Genomic DNA, 15869 nt, shown 5'->3' with positions numbered 1-15869 from the left:
ATACACGCACGCGATTTTTGGGGCCATTTATGCGGATCATCAGTGTGAACGTCAATGGTATTCAGGCTGCAGTGGAGCGAGGGTTGCTCAGTTGGCTGCAAGCACAGAATGCCGACGTCATCTGCCTGCAGGACACCCGCGCCTCCGCCTTTGAACTGGACGATCCAGCCTTCCAACTGGATGGCTACTTCCTTTATGCCTGCGAAGCCGAAGTTCCCGCCCAGGGTGGCGTGGCTTTGTATTCGCGGTTGCAACCGAAGGCAGTCATCAGCGGTCTCGGTTTCGAGACAGCCGACCGCTACGGGCGCTACCTGCAAGCCGATTTCGACAAGGTCAGCATCGCGACCTTGCTGCTCCCTTCGGGGCAGAACGGCGATGAAGACTTGAACCAGAAGTTCAAGCTAATGGACGATTTCGCCCGTTATCTGGATAAACAGCGACGCAAACGTCGCGAGTACATTTATTGTGGCTCGCTGTACGTGGCGCAACAGAAGCTGGATATCAAGAACTGGCGCGACAGCCAGCAATCCCCAGGCTTCCTGGCACCTGAACGTGCCTGGATGGACGAGATTGTCGGCAACATGGGCTATGTTGATGCCCTGCGTGAAGTCAGCCGTGAAGGCGACCAGTACAGCTGGTGGCCGGACAACGAACAGGCGGAAATGCTCAACCTCGGTTGGCGTTTCGACTACCAGTTGCTGACCCCTGGCCTGCGCCGTTTTGTTCGCAGCGCACGCCTGCCACGCCAGCCACGGTTCTCGCAACACGCACCACTGATAGTGGACTACGACTGGACGCTGACCATTTAAGCGTCTTTTCGCAGACGCAAAAAAGCCGACATCGCCGTCGGCTTTTTTGTGCGCGCCTCATTCCTGTAGGAGCGAGGCTTGCCCGCGAAGAACGATAACGCGTTGTTCCTGACAGACCGAGGCGCCTCAATTCGCGGGCAATCCTCGCTCCTACGGGACAGCGGTGGCTACTTGATCAACCGCCAGGTGAACGGATACCGATACGGCACCCCTTCATTGGCTTTCACTCCACCGATGATCGTCAGTACCAACGCACCAATCGCCACCAGACCGAACAGGAAGAACCCGATGATCACCACCATCAGCAGGAAGCAGATGGCAGAAGCAATGGCGACGGTGATCTGAAAGTTCAGCGCCTCCTTGCCCTGGGCATCGACAAACGGGTCCATCTCGCGCTTCATCTGCCAGAGGATCAGCGGGCCGATCAGCGTACCGAACGGAATCCAGATTCCCAGCAACGCGGACAAGTGACAAAACATTGCCCACTGCCGAGCCTCTTTGCTCGGGATGGGAAGTAGCTGCTGCTCGTCACTCATGGTGTCCTCCTTGCGTGGAACATCCGATCAGTCGGCCAGTGCGGCCTTTTGCAGTTCGAAGATCTCGGTCATGCCTTTCTTCGCCAGTTCAAGCATAGCGTTCAGCTCTTCCGGCTGGAACGGCGCGCCTTCGGCAGTGCCCTGGACTTCGATGAAGCCGCCAGTGCTGGTCATCACCACGTTCAGGTCAGTCTCGGCAGCCGAGTCTTCCAGGTAGTCGAGGTCGAGCACAGGCTCGCCCTGGTACATGCCCACCGAAACGGCCGCGATCATTTGCTTGAGCGGGTCGCCGCCTTTCAGGCCGCCGCGCTTCTTGATCACTTTCAAGGCATCGACCAGCGCAACCATGGCGCCGGTGATGGATGCGGTGCGGGTGCCACCGTCGGCCTGGATCACGTCGCAGTCGACGTACAGGGTGACGTCGCCCAGCTTGGACATGTCCAGCGAAGCACGCAGCGAGCGACCGATCAGACGCTGGATTTCCAGGGTGCGGCCGCCTTGCTTGCCACGGCTCGCTTCACGCTGGTTACGCTCGCCAGTGGCGCGCGGCAGCATGCCGTATTCCGCGGTCAACCAGCCTTGGCCCTGGCCCTTGAGGAAACGCGGTACGCCGTTCTCGACGCTGACCGTGCAGATGACTTTGGTATCACCGAATTCGACCAGTACAGATCCCTCGGCGTGTTTGGTGTAGTTGCGGGTAATGCGGATCGAGCGGAGCTGATCGGCAGCGCGACCACTTGGACGTTTCATAGGGAATACCTGTACGGAGGACGGAAAACTGCCGAGCATTATAGAGCCGCGCGCCAAGACTGGGCACTTCTAAAAAATCCGTCCGACGATTGAAGGCGCTGACTAGAGCTTAGAACAGCGCTTTACCGACGGCCTGCAGCCCTTTGTCACACCGTGTGTTTGGGCGCATCCGCCCCACTGCGCTACAATCCTGCGCCTTTGCTGCCTGTCGGCTTTAATTCACAGATATCGGGTCTCGCGAAACCTTTGGTAACGCAAACCTGAATTGCGAGGTACCTCCATGGTGCACAGCATGACCGCCTTCGCCCGCGTTGAAAAAGCCGGCGCCCAAGGCACCCTGAGCTGGGAATTGCGCTCGGTCAACAGCCGCTACCTGGAACCCCATTTGCGCCTGCCGGAGTCGTTTCGCGACCTCGAAGGTGCGGTCCGCGAAGCGCTGCGCCAGGGGATATCCCGGGGCAAGCTCGAATGCACTCTGCGCTTCACCGAAGAAAACACCGACAAACCCCTGCAAGTGGACCGCGAGCGCGCCGCGCAATTGGTCGCTGCCGCCGAGACCATCGCCGGCCTGATCAAGAATCCCGCCGCATTGAATCCGCTGGAAGTCCTGGCCTGGCCTGGCGTTCTGGTGGGCGACGCCGCTGACCCGCAAGCGTTGAATGCCGAAGCACTGGCGCTGTTCAATGAAGGTCTGAAAGAACTCAAGGCCGGCCGCGAGCGCGAAGGCGCGGAGCTGGCCCGGTTGATCAACGATCGCCTGACCTCCATCGAAGAAGATGTGGTGACCCTGCGCGAACTGGTCCCGCAGATGCTCGCCACCCAACGCCAGAAAGTCCTCGACCGCTTTGCCGACATGAAAGCCGAGATGGACCCGCAGCGACTCGAGCAGGAAATGGTCATGCTCGCGCAAAAGAGCGACGTCGCCGAAGAACTGGATCGCTTGAGCACTCACATCATTGAAGTTCGCCGGGTACTCAAATCCGGCGGCGCTGCCGGTCGGCGCCTGGACTTCCTGATGCAGGAGCTCAACCGCGAAGCCAATACACTGGGCTCCAAAGCCTTCGACCCGCGCAGCACCCAAGCGGCGGTCAACCTCAAAGTGTTGATCGAGCAGATGCGCGAACAAGTGCAGAATATTGAGTAAGGCAACCCCGACATGACCCACAGCACCGGCACCCTGTACATCATTTCCGCCCCTTCGGGCGCGGGCAAGAGCAGCCTGGTCAAGGCCCTGACCGACGCTGACCAGGAGATCCGCGTCTCGGTCTCCCACACCACCCGCGCCATGCGCCCCGGTGAAGTGAATGGCGTGAACTATCACTTCGTCGAACGCGGCGAGTTCGTGAAGATGATCGAGCACGGGGATTTCCTCGAGCGCGCCGAAGTGTTCGGCAACCTCTACGGCACTTCGCAAAGCCACCTGCAACAGACCCTGGACGAAGGCCACGACCTGATTCTGGAAATCGACTGGCAAGGTGCCGAGCAAGTGCGCAAATTGATGCCTCAGGCCCGCTCTATCTTCATTCTGCCGCCGTCCCTGCAAGCCCTGCATCAGCGTCTGAACAATCGCGGCCAGGACAGTGACGAGGTCATTGAAGGCCGGATGCGCGAAGCCGTCAGCGAAATGAGCCACTACGTCGACTACGACTACCTGATCATCAATGACGATTTCGCCCATGCGCTGAAGGATTTGCAGGCGATTTTCCGTGCCAATCAGCTGCATCAGAAGCGTCAGCAGCAGCGCAACGGAAAACTTTTGGCTGAATTGCTCGGCTAAACAGCCCTTCCCAAAACCGCTGCAAGGGCTTTACATTGGCACTTGCAGCGCGTTGAAGGGCTTGGTCAAAAAATCAGCGCTTCCCTAATCGCTGGTGATTTTTTAAACTGTTCAGTCCGCTCGCCCACCCGGGCAGCGCGCATATTGCATTCGCTCCGAGGAATACCATGGCCCGCGTAACCGTTGAAGACTGCCTGAACCACGTGGAAAACCGTTTTGAACTGGTCATGCTGTCCACCAAGCGTGCCCGTCAACTGGCCACCGGCGGCAAAGAGCCACTGGTACAGTGGGAAAACGACAAGCCTACCGTTGTAGCCTTGCGTGAAATCGCCGAAGGCCTGATGAGCTACGAGTTCATCGCCAATGCTGAAATCGTCGAAGACGAACCGCTGTTCGCAGCGTTCGAGGACGAGTCCAACGAGGCAGTCTAAGCCTATGCCTGGTCGACGTAGCACGGCGCGGGGTCACAGCGAACGGCAGGAGTCATCATGCCGAGCATAGACGCCCTCGCCGATCGCTTATCGACCTACCTCGGCAAGGACCAGGTCAACCTGGTCCGCCGAGCGTACTTCTACGCCGAACAAGCCCACGACGGCCAACGCCGCCGCAGCGGTGAGGCGTACGTCACGCATCCTCTTGCGGTGGCGAACATTCTTGCCGACATGCACATGGACCATCAGAGCCTGATGGCGGCGATGCTGCATGACGTGATCGAAGACACCGGTATTGCCAAGGAAGCGCTGCAAGCGCAGTTCGGCGAAACCGTGGCCGAACTGGTAGACGGGGTCAGCAAACTGACCCAGATGAACTTCGAGACCAAGGCCGAAGCACAAGCCGAAAACTTCCAGAAAATGGCCATGGCCATGGCGCGCGACATTCGCGTGATCCTGGTCAAGCTCGCCGACCGCCTGCACAACATGCGCACGCTTGAAGTCCTGTCCGGTGAAAAGCGTCGGCGGATCGCCAAGGAAACCCTGGAAATCTATGCGCCCATCGCCAACCGGCTGGGCATGCACGCCATCCGCATAGAGTTCGAAGACCTCGGTTTCAAGGCCATGCACCCGATGCGTTCCGCACGGATCAACCAGGCCGTCAAACGCGCCCGGGGCAACCGCAAGGAAATCGTCAACAAGATCGAAGAGTCCCTCAGCCACTGCCTGGCCATCGATGGCATCCAGGGCGAGGTCAGCGGTCGTCAGAAACACCTCTACGGCATCTACAAGAAAATGCGCGGCAAGCGTCGGGCCTTCAACGAGATCATGGACGTCTATGCGTTCCGGATCATCGTCGACAAGGTCGACACCTGCTACCGCGTATTGGGCGCTGTGCATAATTTGTACAAACCGTTGCCGGGACGCTTCAAGGATTACATCGCGATCCCCAAGGCCAACGGCTACCAGTCGCTGCACACAACGCTGTTCGGCATGCACGGTGTTCCGATCGAGATCCAGATCCGCACCCGTGAAATGGAAGAGATGGCCAACAACGGCATCGCCGCCCATTGGCTGTACAAATCCAGCGGCGACGAGCAGCCAAAAGGCACTCACGCCCGCGCTCGCCAGTGGGTCAAAGGCGTGCTGGAAATGCAGCAACGGGCCGGCAACTCGCTGGAATTCATCGAGAGCGTGAAGATCGACCTGTTCCCGGACGAGGTCTACGTGTTCACGCCCAAAGGCCGGATCATGGAGCTGCCCAAAGGCTCCACTGCGGTCGACTTCGCTTACGCGGTGCACACCGACGTGGGCAACAGCTGCATCGCCTGCCGGATCAATCGTCGTCTCGCACCGCTGTCCGAACCGCTGCAAAGCGGCTCCACGGTCGAGATCGTCAGTGCTCCCGGTGCCCGGCCGAACCCGGCGTGGCTCAACTTCGTGGTCACGGGCAAGGCACGGACCCACATCCGCCATGCGCTGAAACTGCAACGCCGTTCCGAGTCCATCAGCCTGGGCGAGCGCCTGCTGAACAAAGTGCTCAATGGTTTCGACAGCTCGCTGGAAAAAGTACCGGCCGACCGCGTCAAGGCGATGCTCGCCGAATACCGTCTCGAACTGATCGAAGACTTGCTGGAAGACATCGGCCTGGGCAATCGAATGGCCTATGTAGTCGCCCGCCGCCTGCTTGGCGAAGGCGAACAGCTGCCAAGTCCGGAAGGCCCGCTGGCGATTCGCGGCACCGAAGGCCTGGTGCTGAGCTACGCCAAGTGCTGCACGCCGATCCCGGGCGACCCGATTGTTGGTCACTTGTCCGCCGGCAAAGGCATGGTCGTGCACCTGGACAACTGCCGCAACATCAGCGAAATCCGTCACAACCCGGAAAAATGCATCCAGCTCTCTTGGGCCAAGGATGTCACCGGCGAATTCAACGTCGAGCTGCGCGTCGAACTGGAACATCAGCGCGGCCTGATCGCACTGCTGGCCAGCAGCGTCAACGCGGCCGACGGCAATATCGAGAAAATCAGCATGGATGAACGCGATGGTCGCATCAGCGTGGTCCAACTGGTGGTCAGCGTGCACGACCGCGTGCACCTGGCCCGTGTGATCAAGAAACTGCGTGCGTTGACCGGGGTGATCCGCATCACCCGCATGCGCGCCTAAGCCCACTATTACAAGGAGTCATTCATGACCAAGACTGTTATCACCAGCGACAAGGCCCCGGCTGCCATCGGTACTTACTCCCAGGCGATCAAGGCTGGCAACACCGTCTACATGTCGGGCCAGATTCCTCTGGACCCAAAAACCATGGAACTGGTTGAAGGCTTCGAAGCCCAGACCGTCCAGGTGTTCGAGAACCTCAAAGCCGTGGCCGAAGCCGCTGGCGGTTCGTTCAAGGACATCGTCAAACTGAACATCTTCCTCACCGACCTGAGCCACTTCGCCAAGGTCAACGAGATCATGGGCAAGTACTTTGACCAGCCATACCCTGCCCGCGCCGCCATCGGCGTAGCCGCCCTGCCAAAGGGTTCGCAGGTTGAAATGGATGCCATTCTGGTCATCGAGTAATACATCCGGCGCAGCCTTTTCAAGGTTGCGTCGACTTCGTTTCTGAAAGGATTCCACCATGCGCCATGCGCTAGCTCTCTCGCTGGTCGCCCTACTCTTGGGCGGTTGTGCCAGCAACCCTGCCGATCGTGACATCAGCGGCACCTGGATCAATCAGGTGGCGATCGACGCTGCGTCCAAAGGTGGCCCCCTGCGTGAAGCGCTCCAGGCTTATGGCCCGAACCTGGAATGGGACGTCAACACCAAGGCCGCTCAAGCCCGCTACACCAATGGTTTTGAAAACGTCGACGGCAAGCTGCTGGGCGAAGAGTCCGGCGCCTGGAAAGTCGACTTTTATGGCAGCTCCGCCAGCGAACTGAAGCGTGACGGCAAGCAACTGAGCCAGGCCGCCAGCGAAAACGAGCCGGAGCAGGTCTTTGACCGCGCGTTGATTCCGGTCCCGGATGGCGCACCGATTGGCGCGAGCTTCGAACGCGCGCTGTACACCGCCTACATGGGCGGCAGCTGGAAAATCGTCAACGGTCCGGGCGAAGGCAATACCGTGCAATTCCAGGCCGATGGCCAGGTTGCCGGACTGCCGGGTGCCGATCGATATGCCCTTTGCCTGGCGGGCGATTGCGCGTCGATGAGCGGCGGCAATGACAACATGTGGCTGCAAGTGAACGGCCAGGGCAATACCTGGATCTTTGCGCGCAAGGGCAAGGAACTGGAGATTCTGCAGGCAGTGAACACGGCTCAGGCGGATGAAATGCCTCAGTTCACGCCGGGTGATCGCAAGTGGTTGCTGGAAAAGCAGTAACCCGGCCCTGAAGCCAACGCAAAACCAATGTGGGAGCGAGCCTGCTCGCGATGAGGCCATAACAGCCAACGATGATGTTGAATGTTATGCCACCATCGCGAGCAGGCTCGCTCCCACATTTGGTTTGTGGTGATGGGAAGTCAGCAACGGCCTTCGAGAATGGCGGCGTAGCCTTCGCGATAGGTTGGGTACTTTGGCGCCCAGCCCAAGGCCTTCGCCCGGGCATTGCTGCATTGCTTGCTGCCCGTGCGCCGTACGCTCGCGTCGTCAGCCCATTCGGTCACGCCCAGATACTCACGCAACCAGCCCACCACTTCGGCCAGCGGCGCTGGCGCGTCGTCGACACCGATGTAGACGTCATCCAGCGCCACCCCGCGTCGATCCGCTTCAAGCAGAAACGCCATCAAGCCCGCCGCGTCATCGGCGTGGATGCGGTTGCCATACAGCGGCGGGTCAACCGCCACGCGATAGCCACGACGCACTTGAGTCAGCAGCCATTCGCGGCCCGGGCCGTAGATGCCAGTCAAGCGCACGATGCTTGCCGGGATGCCGCTCTGGAGCGCCACTTTCTCGGCCTCCAGCATCAATCGACCCGAGTAGCCTGATGCAAGGGTCGGCGAAGTCTCGTCGACCCACTCGCCCTCCTGCTGCCCATACACACTGCTGCTGGAAACAAACAGCAGGCGATTCGGTACCTGCCCGTAGTCGTCGAGCCACTCCAGCACATGCTCCAACCCCTCGACATACGCGGCGCGATAACCGGCTTCATCGTGATTGGTCGCGGCCGCGCAATAAACGAGGTAATCCACGGCACCGATGGGCCACGTCTCAGGACAGTCCTTATCGAACAAGTCGCCGGCAACGCCAATGACCCCCTCGGGCAGGCGCGAGACGTCCCGCCTCAGGCCATGAACCTCCCACCCGGAAGCCATCAATTGCGTGGCCAAACGACTGCCGACATCACCACAGCCGGCGATCAACACAGAAGGCGCAGACATCAGAAAACTCCCATCAGAAAGGCAAAGACTAGCGCCGACAATGGACGAGCGGCTAGCAATGAAGGAAAAAAAGATACTCTATTACTTTTGTTAACAAGAATTACTTGCAATAATGCACGCCACTTTTGTTCTCGGCCTTACGAGGCCTGGAAGAGCATTTACCGTTTTTCTATTTCAGGTCCGGCCAGCATGACACGCAATCAATTCCCCGCTTCGCCAACCAAACGACCTCGCGCCTGGAGCGCAGTGGCCGCCCTGCTGCTCAGCCTGATGCTGGCACCGACCGCCGCTTTCGCTGACGCACAAGCTCCGGCCACTCCGGCCGCCGCCGCTGCTCCAGCCCCGGCTGATCTTGCCGCCCCCGCCGTTGCACCCGCCGCAACCGACCCGGCTCAGGCAGTAGATGCCGAAGACGTGACTGAAGTTCTCGAAGCCGACAACACCCTGGGCATGGCCCACGACCTGTCGCCTTGGGGCATGTACCAGAACGCCGACATTATCGTGAAAATCGTGATGATCGGTCTGGCCATCGCCTCGATCATCACCTGGACCATCTGGATCGCCAAGGGCTTCGAGCTGATGGGCGCCAAGCGGCGTCTGCGCACTGAAATCGTCCACCTGAAAAAAGCCACCACCCTTAAAGAAGCCAGCGCCACCGCCACGAAGCAAGGCACCCTCGCCAACCTGCTGGTGCATGACGCCTTGGAAGAGATGCGATTGTCTGTCAACAGCCGCGAGAAAGAAGGCATCAAGGAACGTGTTGCCTTCCGTCTCGAGCGTCTGGTTGCAGCCTGCGGTCGCAACATGAGCAGCGGCACCGGCGTGCTCGCCACCATCGGTTCCACCGCGCCATTCGTGGGCCTGTTCGGCACCGTGTGGGGCATCATGAACAGCTTCATCGGCATCGCCAAAACCCAGACCACCAACCTCGCCGTCGTCGCCCCCGGCATCGCCGAAGCCCTGCTGGCCACCGCGCTGGGTCTGGTTGCGGCGATTCCTGCTGTTGTGATCTACAACGTCTTCGCCCGCTCCATCGCTGGCTACAAGGCGCAAGTGTCCGATGCCTCGGCTGAAGTCCTGCTGCTGGTCAGCCGCGACCTCGATCACCTGCCGACCGCCGAGCGCTCCGCGCAACCCCACATGGTCAAAGTAGGGTAATCAGCCATGGGCTTGCATTTGAAAGAAGGCGCAGACGACGATCTGGCCGAGAACCATGAAATCAACGTCACGCCGTTCATCGACGTGATGCTGGTGCTGTTGATCATCTTCATGGTGGCCGCTCCGTTGGCCACCGTGGACATCAAGGTCGACCTGCCCGCCTCCAGCGCCAAACCGGCGCCGCGGCCAGAGAAGCCGGTGTTCCTCAGCGTCAAGGCTGACCAGCGCCTGTTCCTCGGTGAAGACGAAGTGAAGGCCGAAGCACTTGGCGCCACCCTCGACGCCAGGACCCAAGGCAAGAAAGACACGACGATCTTCTTCCAGGCCGATAAAGGCGTGGATTACGGCGACCTGATGAGCGTGATGGACAACCTGCGCTCCGCCGGTTACCTGAAGGTAGGTCTGGTCGGGCTCGAGACGGCAGTCAAGAAATGATCACGACGCGCCATAAGCTGACGCGTTACAGCGCGAGCCTGGCCGTGGTGCTGGGCGTCCATGCACTGGCTATTGCGCTGGCGCTGAACTGGACGTCGCGCCCACCCATCGAGCTGCCTCCGCAGGCGATGATGGTCGAGTTGGCGCCGGTTCCGGCCCCACCACCGCCGGCACCGCCGAAGGTGATAACGCCGCCACAGCCACCGGCCCCGGTGGAAGAACTGCCGATCCCGAAACTGGCTGAAGTGCCGAAGGCCGAGATCGTTGTGCCGAAGCCGGTCAAACCCAAGCCGAAGCCGCAACCACCCAAGCCTGTGGAGAAAAAGCCGGAGCCGCCGAAGGAGAAACCGTCCGAGGAGAAGCCTAGCGACGCGCAACCGACCCAGGCACCGACGGAGAAATCCGCGCAACCTGCACCGGGCCCATCGCCTGCACAACAGGCTGCCAAGGCCAGCTGGGAAGGCACTTTGCTCGCGCACTTGGGCAAGTACAAAAAGTACCCGGTGAGTGCACAGAATCGGGGCAAGCAAGGCACCAACCGTCTGCGCTTCATCGTTGATGGCGAAGGTAATGTGTTGTCGTACGAACTGGTGAGCCGTTCAGGCACCGCCGATCTGGACCGCGCCACCCTGGAAATGATCCGCCTCGCCCAACCGCTGCCCAAGCCACCGGCGGACATGCTGACCAATGGCACCATCGAAATCACGGCGCCGTTCCTCTACTCACTGGAAAAACGCCGCCGCTAAACGCAACAAAAAACCATTGCAGGAGTGAGCCGGCTCGCGATCAGGCCACCACATTCAACCTTTTCGGTGAATGTAATACCGCTATCGCGAGCAGGCTCAGTCCTACAGGGGTCTCCTCCAGCAGGAAAGTCCATGATCATGCAGAGAAGGCACCCAAAGGTGCCTTTTGTGTATCTGCCAGCGGCAAACCGGCATTACCCAGTGTCACTCTGCACACTCTCTCTGATAACGTGCGTCTATCGATTGCAGCCGTTATGCTTGGCGCGCAACTTCATGGACGCTTGCTATGACTCTCACAGAATTACGCTACATCGTTACCCTCGCCCAAGAGCAGCATTTCGGCCACGCGGCCGAGCGTTGCCACGTCAGTCAGCCGACCTTGTCGGTGGGCGTGAAAAAGCTTGAAGACGAACTCGGTGTGCTGATTTTCGAGCGCAGCAAGAGTGCCGTGCGCCTGACTCCGGTCGGTGAAGGCATCGTTGCCCAGGCGCAGAAAGTCCTGGAACAGGCCCAAGGCATTCGCGAACTGGCCCAGGCAGGCAAAAACCAGCTGACCGCTCCGCTGAAAGTCGGCGCGATCTACACCGTCGGCCCGTACCTGTTTCCGCACCTGATTCCACAACTGCACCGGGTAGCCCCGCAGATGCCGTTGTACATCGAAGAAAACTTCACTCACGTACTGCGCGACAAACTGCGCAACGGCGAGCTCGACGCAATCATCATCGCCCTGCCGTTCAACGAAGCCGACGTGCTGACCCTGCAGCTCTACGACGAGCCGTTCTACGTGCTGATGCCGGCCCAGCACCCGTGGACGCAAAAAGAATCCATCGACGCCAGCCTGCTCAACGACAAGAGCCTGCTGCTGCTCGGCGAAGGCCACTGCTTCCGCGATCAAGTGCTGGAAGCCTGCCCGACCCTGGCCAAAGGCAACGACGGTGCCAAGCACACCACGGTGGAATCCAGCTCGCTGGAAACCATCCGCCACATGGTCGCGTCCGGCCTGGGCATTTCGATCCTGCCGCTGTCGGCCGTCGACAGCCATCACTACGCCCCCGGCGTGATCGAAGTGCGCCCACTGACGCCTCCGGTGCCGTTCCGCACCGTGGCCATTGCGTGGCGCGCGAGCTTTCCGCGTCCGAAAGCCATCGAGATCCTCGCTGACTCCATTCGCCTGTGCTCGGTGGCCAAGCCGCAAGCACCGGTGGTTGCGGCCTAAGTCGCTGCCATGACCGAGTTGTCGCAAGTGTCGGTCACGGCACTCAAGGGTGTCGGCGAGGCCATGGCCGAGAAACTGGCCAAGGTCGGCCTGGAGAATCTCCAGGACGTGCTGTTCCACCTGCCGCTGCGTTATCAGGACCGCACCCGTGTGGTCCCGATCGGCCATTTGCGACCGGGCCAGGACGCCGTGATCGAAGGCACCGTCAGCGGCGCCGACGTGGTCATGGGCCGTCGCCGCAGCCTCGTCGTGCGTCTGCAGGACGGCACCGGCGGGCTCAGTCTGCGCTTCTACCATTTCAGCAACGCCCAGAAAGAAGGCCTCAAACGCGGCACGCGGATTCGCTGCTACGGCGAAGCCCGGCCCGGTGCGTCGGGGTTGGAAATCTACCACCCGGAATACCGCGCCATCACCGGCGACGAGCCACCGCCGGTGGATGAAACCCTGACCCCGGTCTACCCGCTCACCGAAGGCCTGACCCAGCAGCGCTTGCGCCAACTGTGCATGCAAACCCTGACCATGCTCGGCCCGACCAGCCTGCCCGACTGGCTGCCGACCGAACTGGCCCGGGACTATCAACTCGCGCCGCTGGCCGATGCGATCCGCTACCTGCATCACCCGCCCGCCGATGCCGATGTCGACGAACTTGCCCTCGGCCATCACTGGGCTCAGCACCGTCTGGCCTTTGAAGAACTGCTGACCCATCAGCTATCCCAGCAACGTCTGCGCGAAAGCATGCGCTCCCTGCGCGCGCCGGCGATGCCGAAAGCCACCAAACTGCCGGCGCAATACCTGGCCAATCTGGGTTTTACGCCAACCGGCGCACAGCAACGAGTCGGCAACGAAATCGCCTACGACCTGAGCCAGCACGAACCGATGCTTCGGCTGATTCAGGGCGACGTCGGCGCGGGCAAAACCGTGGTCGCGGCCCTCGCCGCGCTTCAGGCATTGGAGGCTGGTTATCAGGTCGCATTGATGGCGCCCACGGAAATTCTCGCCGAGCAGCACTTCATCACCTTCAAGCGCTGGCTCGAACCGCTGGGCATTGAAGTCGCGTGGCTGGCCGGCAAGCTCAAGGGCAAAAACCGCGTGGCCGCGCTGGAGCAGATCGCCAATGGCGCACCCATGGTGGTCGGCACTCACGCGTTGTTCCAGGAGGAAGTGCAGTTCAAGAACCTTGCACTGGCAATCATCGACGAACAGCACCGCTTCGGCGTGCAGCAGCGCTTGGCATTGCGGCAGAAAGGCGTCGGCGGGCGGATGTGTCCGCATCAGCTGATCATGACCGCCACGCCGATTCCACGAACGCTGGCCATGAGCGCCTACGCCGACCTCGACACCTCGATCCTCGACGAACTGCCGCCCGGACGAACCCCGGTCAACACCGTGCTGGTCACCGATACCCGGCGTGTCGAAGTCATTGAGCGCGTGCGCGGCGCCTGCGCCGAAGGGCGTCAGGCCTATTGGGTGTGCACGCTGATTGAAGAATCCGAAGAGCTGACCTGCCAGGCCGCCGAAACCACTTACGAAGACCTCACCGCCGCGCTCGGCGAGCTGAAGGTCGGCCTGATCCACGGCCGCATGAAGCCCGCGGAAAAAGCCGCCGTCATGGCCGAATTCAAGGCCGGCAATTTGCAGCTGCTGGTTGCGACCACCGTGATCGAAGTCGGCGTCGATGTGCCGAACGCCAGCCTGATGATCATTGAAAACCCCGAGCGCCTCGGCCTCGCGCAGTTGCACCAATTGCGCGGCCGCGTCGGTCGAGGCAGCGCCGCCAGCCATTGCGTGCTGCTCTACCATCCGCCGCTGTCACAGATCGGCCGTCAGCGCCTGGGCATCATGCGTGAAACCAACGACGGTTTTGTCATCGCCGAAAAGGACCTCGAGCTGCGCGGCCCCGGTGAAATGCTCGGCACGCGCCAGACCGGCCTGCTGCAATTCAAGGTCGCCGACCTGATGCGCGACGCCGATCTATTGCCCGCCGTGCGCGACGCCGCCCAGGCATTGCTGGAGCGCTGGCCGGATCACGTCAGCCCGCTGCTCGACCGCTGGCTGCGCCATGGGCAGCAATACGGCCAAGTGTGAGCACCGTCGCAGTTTGTGGACGATGCTTTTAAACAAGCTGGTTATACTCCTGCAATTGTTTGAATACGGATACAGACCATGACTGAAGCTGCCCTCGCCCCGGAACCCCTGCACGCTCCGTCTGTTATTCGGTTGCTGCTGGGCAAATTGGGCATTGCCTACGAAGAAGTCCTCGATCATCACGGCCTCAACGCCTCGCGCAAAGTGCAGGCGGTATTGGTGGACGACGCCGTCGGTGCCTTGATGGTGCTGTTCCCGCAAAGCCAGTTGCTTGACCTCAATCGCCTCGCCGAATTGACCGGTCGCCGCCTCACCGCTGTGCCCACCGAACGCCTGGTGAAAATGCTCGGCAAGCACAACCTGAGCCTGCTGCCTGGCCTGCCGGCGCTGACCAGTTCGCCGTGCCTGTACGAAGAAAGCCTGCTGCGCGAACCGAAGTTGCTGATCAACTCGGGCGAGCCGGGCCTGCTGCTGGAAATCACCAGCGAAGATTTCAAAAGCATGCTGACCAAGGCCAGCGCCGCCAACTTCGGCGAGAACCTGACCAGCATCCGCCCCAACCTCGACCGCCCCGACGATGACCGCGAGGAAATCACCCAGGCCGTCCAGGCGTTCACCGCACGACGCATCCAGCAACGCCTGGAAGCCACCATCGAGATTCCGCCGCTGGCCGAGACCGCGCAGAAAATCATCAAGCTGCGTGTTGACCCCAACGCCACCATCGACGACATCACCGGCGTGGTCGAAACCGACCCGGCGCTGGCCGCCCAAGTCGTCAGCTGGGCCGCGTCGCCGTACTACGCCTCGCCGGGCAAAATTCGTTCAGTGGAAGACGCGATCGTGCGCGTCCTGGGTTTCGACCTGGTGATCAACCTGGCGCTGGGCCTGGCCCTGGGCAAAACCCTGAGCCTGCCCAAAGACCACCCGCAACACACCACGCCGTACTGGCAGCAATCGATCTACACCGCCGCCGTCATCGAAGGCCTGACCCGCGCCATGCCCCGCGCCCAGCGCCCGGAAGCCGGCCTGACCTACCTCGCCGGCCTGCTGCACAACTTCGGCTACCTGCTGCTGGCCCACGTCTTCCCGCCGCACTTCTCGCTGATCTGCCGTCACCTGGAAGTTAACCCGCACCTGTGCCACAGCTACGTCGAGCAACACCTGCTCGGCATCAGCCGCGAACAAATTGGTTCGTGGCTGATGCGCTACTGGGACATGCCCGACGAACTGGCCACTGCGTTGCGCTTCCAGCACGACCCAAGCTACGACGGTGCCTACGCTGAATACCCGAACCTCGTCTGCCTGGCCGTACGCCTGCTGCGCAGCCGCGGCATCGGCTCCGGTCCGGACGAAGACATCCCCGACGCATTGCTGGAACGCGTAGGCCTGACTCGCGACAAAGCCAACGACGTCGTCAGCAAAGTGCTTGAGGCCGAAGTGCTGCTGCGCGAACTCGCTTCGCAATTCAGCCAAGCCTAAAAGCACCACGGGCAAGCCCACTCCCACAGGATTCACGCAATCCCTGTAGGAGCGAGGCTTGCCCGCGAGGAATCCAACTCGG

General features: G+C 61.0%; 16 protein-coding genes. 13 read left to right on the top strand and 3 right to left on the bottom strand.

Annotation, left to right across the window (positions count from 1 at the left end; translation table 11 throughout):
• The first annotated feature begins 29 nt into the window (after positions 1–29).
• Positions 30–809 carry an exodeoxyribonuclease III gene (locus tag FHL16_RS14395; RefSeq protein WP_007934608.1) on the top strand — a complete coding sequence of 260 codons (780 nt, stop codon included), beginning with the start codon at positions 30–32 and terminating at the stop codon, positions 807–809.
• Between the two features lie 167 nt (positions 810–976).
• Here FHL16_RS14395 and FHL16_RS14390 read toward each other — a convergent pair whose 3' ends face one another.
• Positions 977–1345, bottom strand: a complete 369-nt coding sequence (locus tag FHL16_RS14390; RefSeq protein ID WP_010465209.1) for a DUF4870 domain-containing protein — start codon at positions 1343–1345, stop codon at positions 977–979.
• A 27-nt stretch (positions 1346–1372) separates the two neighbouring features.
• Complete coding sequence (gene rph / locus FHL16_RS14385) at positions 1373–2095, bottom strand: ribonuclease PH (RefSeq protein WP_010465211.1); 723 nt, start codon at positions 2093–2095, stop codon at positions 1373–1375.
• Between the two features lie 280 nt (positions 2096–2375).
• Here rph and FHL16_RS14380 point away from each other — a divergent pair, with 280 nt between their 5' ends.
• The 6 genes from FHL16_RS14380 to FHL16_RS14355 all read left to right on the top strand — a co-directional run bounded on the left by FHL16_RS14380 (position 2376) and on the right by FHL16_RS14355 (position 7670).
• Entirely contained in the window at positions 2376–3239 is an 864-nt protein-coding gene (locus FHL16_RS14380) for a YicC/YloC family endoribonuclease (protein ID WP_077748577.1), read from the top strand.
• Positions 3240–3251: 12 nt separating this feature from the next.
• Complete coding sequence (gene gmk, locus FHL16_RS14375) at positions 3252–3872, top strand: guanylate kinase (protein WP_010465215.1); 621 nt, start codon at positions 3252–3254, stop codon at positions 3870–3872.
• A gap of 167 nt (positions 3873–4039) precedes the next feature.
• Entirely contained in the window at positions 4040–4303 is a 264-nt protein-coding gene (gene rpoZ, locus FHL16_RS14370; RefSeq protein WP_007894670.1) for a DNA-directed RNA polymerase subunit omega, read from the top strand.
• Positions 4304–4360: 57 nt separating this feature from the next.
• Positions 4361–6466, top strand: coding sequence for a bifunctional GTP diphosphokinase/guanosine-3',5'-bis pyrophosphate 3'-pyrophosphohydrolase (spoT, locus tag FHL16_RS14365; RefSeq protein WP_010465218.1), 2106 nt, complete (start codon positions 4361–4363; stop codon positions 6464–6466).
• 24 nt (positions 6467–6490) lie between these two features.
• On the top strand, positions 6491–6871 hold the full coding sequence (locus FHL16_RS14360) for a RidA family protein (RefSeq protein ID WP_003229509.1): 381 nt from the start codon (positions 6491–6493) through the stop codon (positions 6869–6871).
• A 58-nt stretch (positions 6872–6929) separates the two neighbouring features.
• The gene (locus FHL16_RS14355) at positions 6930–7670 is read left to right on the top strand and encodes a hypothetical protein (RefSeq protein ID WP_010465226.1); all 741 of its coding nucleotides are present in this window, start codon (positions 6930–6932) and stop codon (positions 7668–7670) included.
• A 140-nt stretch (positions 7671–7810) separates the two neighbouring features.
• Here the strand turns inward: FHL16_RS14355 and FHL16_RS14345 are convergent, their stop codons facing one another.
• Positions 7811–8668, bottom strand: a complete 858-nt coding sequence (locus tag FHL16_RS14345) for an SDR family oxidoreductase (protein WP_077748576.1) — start codon at positions 8666–8668, stop codon at positions 7811–7813.
• A 189-nt stretch (positions 8669–8857) separates the two neighbouring features.
• Here FHL16_RS14345 and exbB point away from each other — a divergent pair, with 189 nt between their 5' ends.
• The 6 genes from exbB (at position 8858) to FHL16_RS14315 (ending at position 15787) form a co-directional block, all read left to right on the top strand.
• Positions 8858–9826, top strand: a complete 969-nt coding sequence (exbB, locus tag FHL16_RS14340) for a tonB-system energizer ExbB (RefSeq protein ID WP_077748575.1) — start codon at positions 8858–8860, stop codon at positions 9824–9826.
• 6 nt (positions 9827–9832) lie between these two features.
• Complete coding sequence (exbD, locus tag FHL16_RS14335; protein WP_010465232.1) at positions 9833–10261, top strand: TonB system transport protein ExbD; 429 nt, start codon at positions 9833–9835, stop codon at positions 10259–10261.
• On the top strand, positions 10258–11007 hold the full coding sequence (locus FHL16_RS14330; protein ID WP_077748574.1) for an energy transducer TonB family protein: 750 nt from the start codon (positions 10258–10260) through the stop codon (positions 11005–11007). Before exbD ends, FHL16_RS14330 begins: the two co-directional genes overlap by 4 nt.
• Before the next feature lie 286 nt (positions 11008–11293).
• The gene (locus FHL16_RS14325) at positions 11294–12223 is read left to right on the top strand and encodes a hydrogen peroxide-inducible genes activator (protein ID WP_010465236.1); all 930 of its coding nucleotides are present in this window, start codon (positions 11294–11296) and stop codon (positions 12221–12223) included.
• A gap of 9 nt (positions 12224–12232) precedes the next feature.
• Positions 12233–14308 (top strand): ATP-dependent DNA helicase RecG, encoded by a 2076-nt coding sequence (recG, locus tag FHL16_RS14320; protein WP_010465238.1) that lies wholly within the window; start codon positions 12233–12235, stop codon positions 14306–14308.
• Between the two features lie 78 nt (positions 14309–14386).
• Positions 14387–15787 carry an aminoacyl-tRNA deacylase and HDOD domain-containing protein gene (locus FHL16_RS14315; protein ID WP_077748573.1) on the top strand — a complete coding sequence of 467 codons (1401 nt, stop codon included), beginning with the start codon at positions 14387–14389 and terminating at the stop codon, positions 15785–15787.
• Positions 15788–15869: the final 82 nt, after the last annotated feature.

The sequence above is a fragment of the Pseudomonas sp. FSL W5-0299 genome (genome assembly GCF_005930655.1).
GTDB lineage: Bacteria > Pseudomonadota > Gammaproteobacteria > Pseudomonadales > Pseudomonadaceae > Aquipseudomonas > Aquipseudomonas mandelii.
This window is presented reverse-complemented; position numbering and strand designations above follow the sequence as displayed.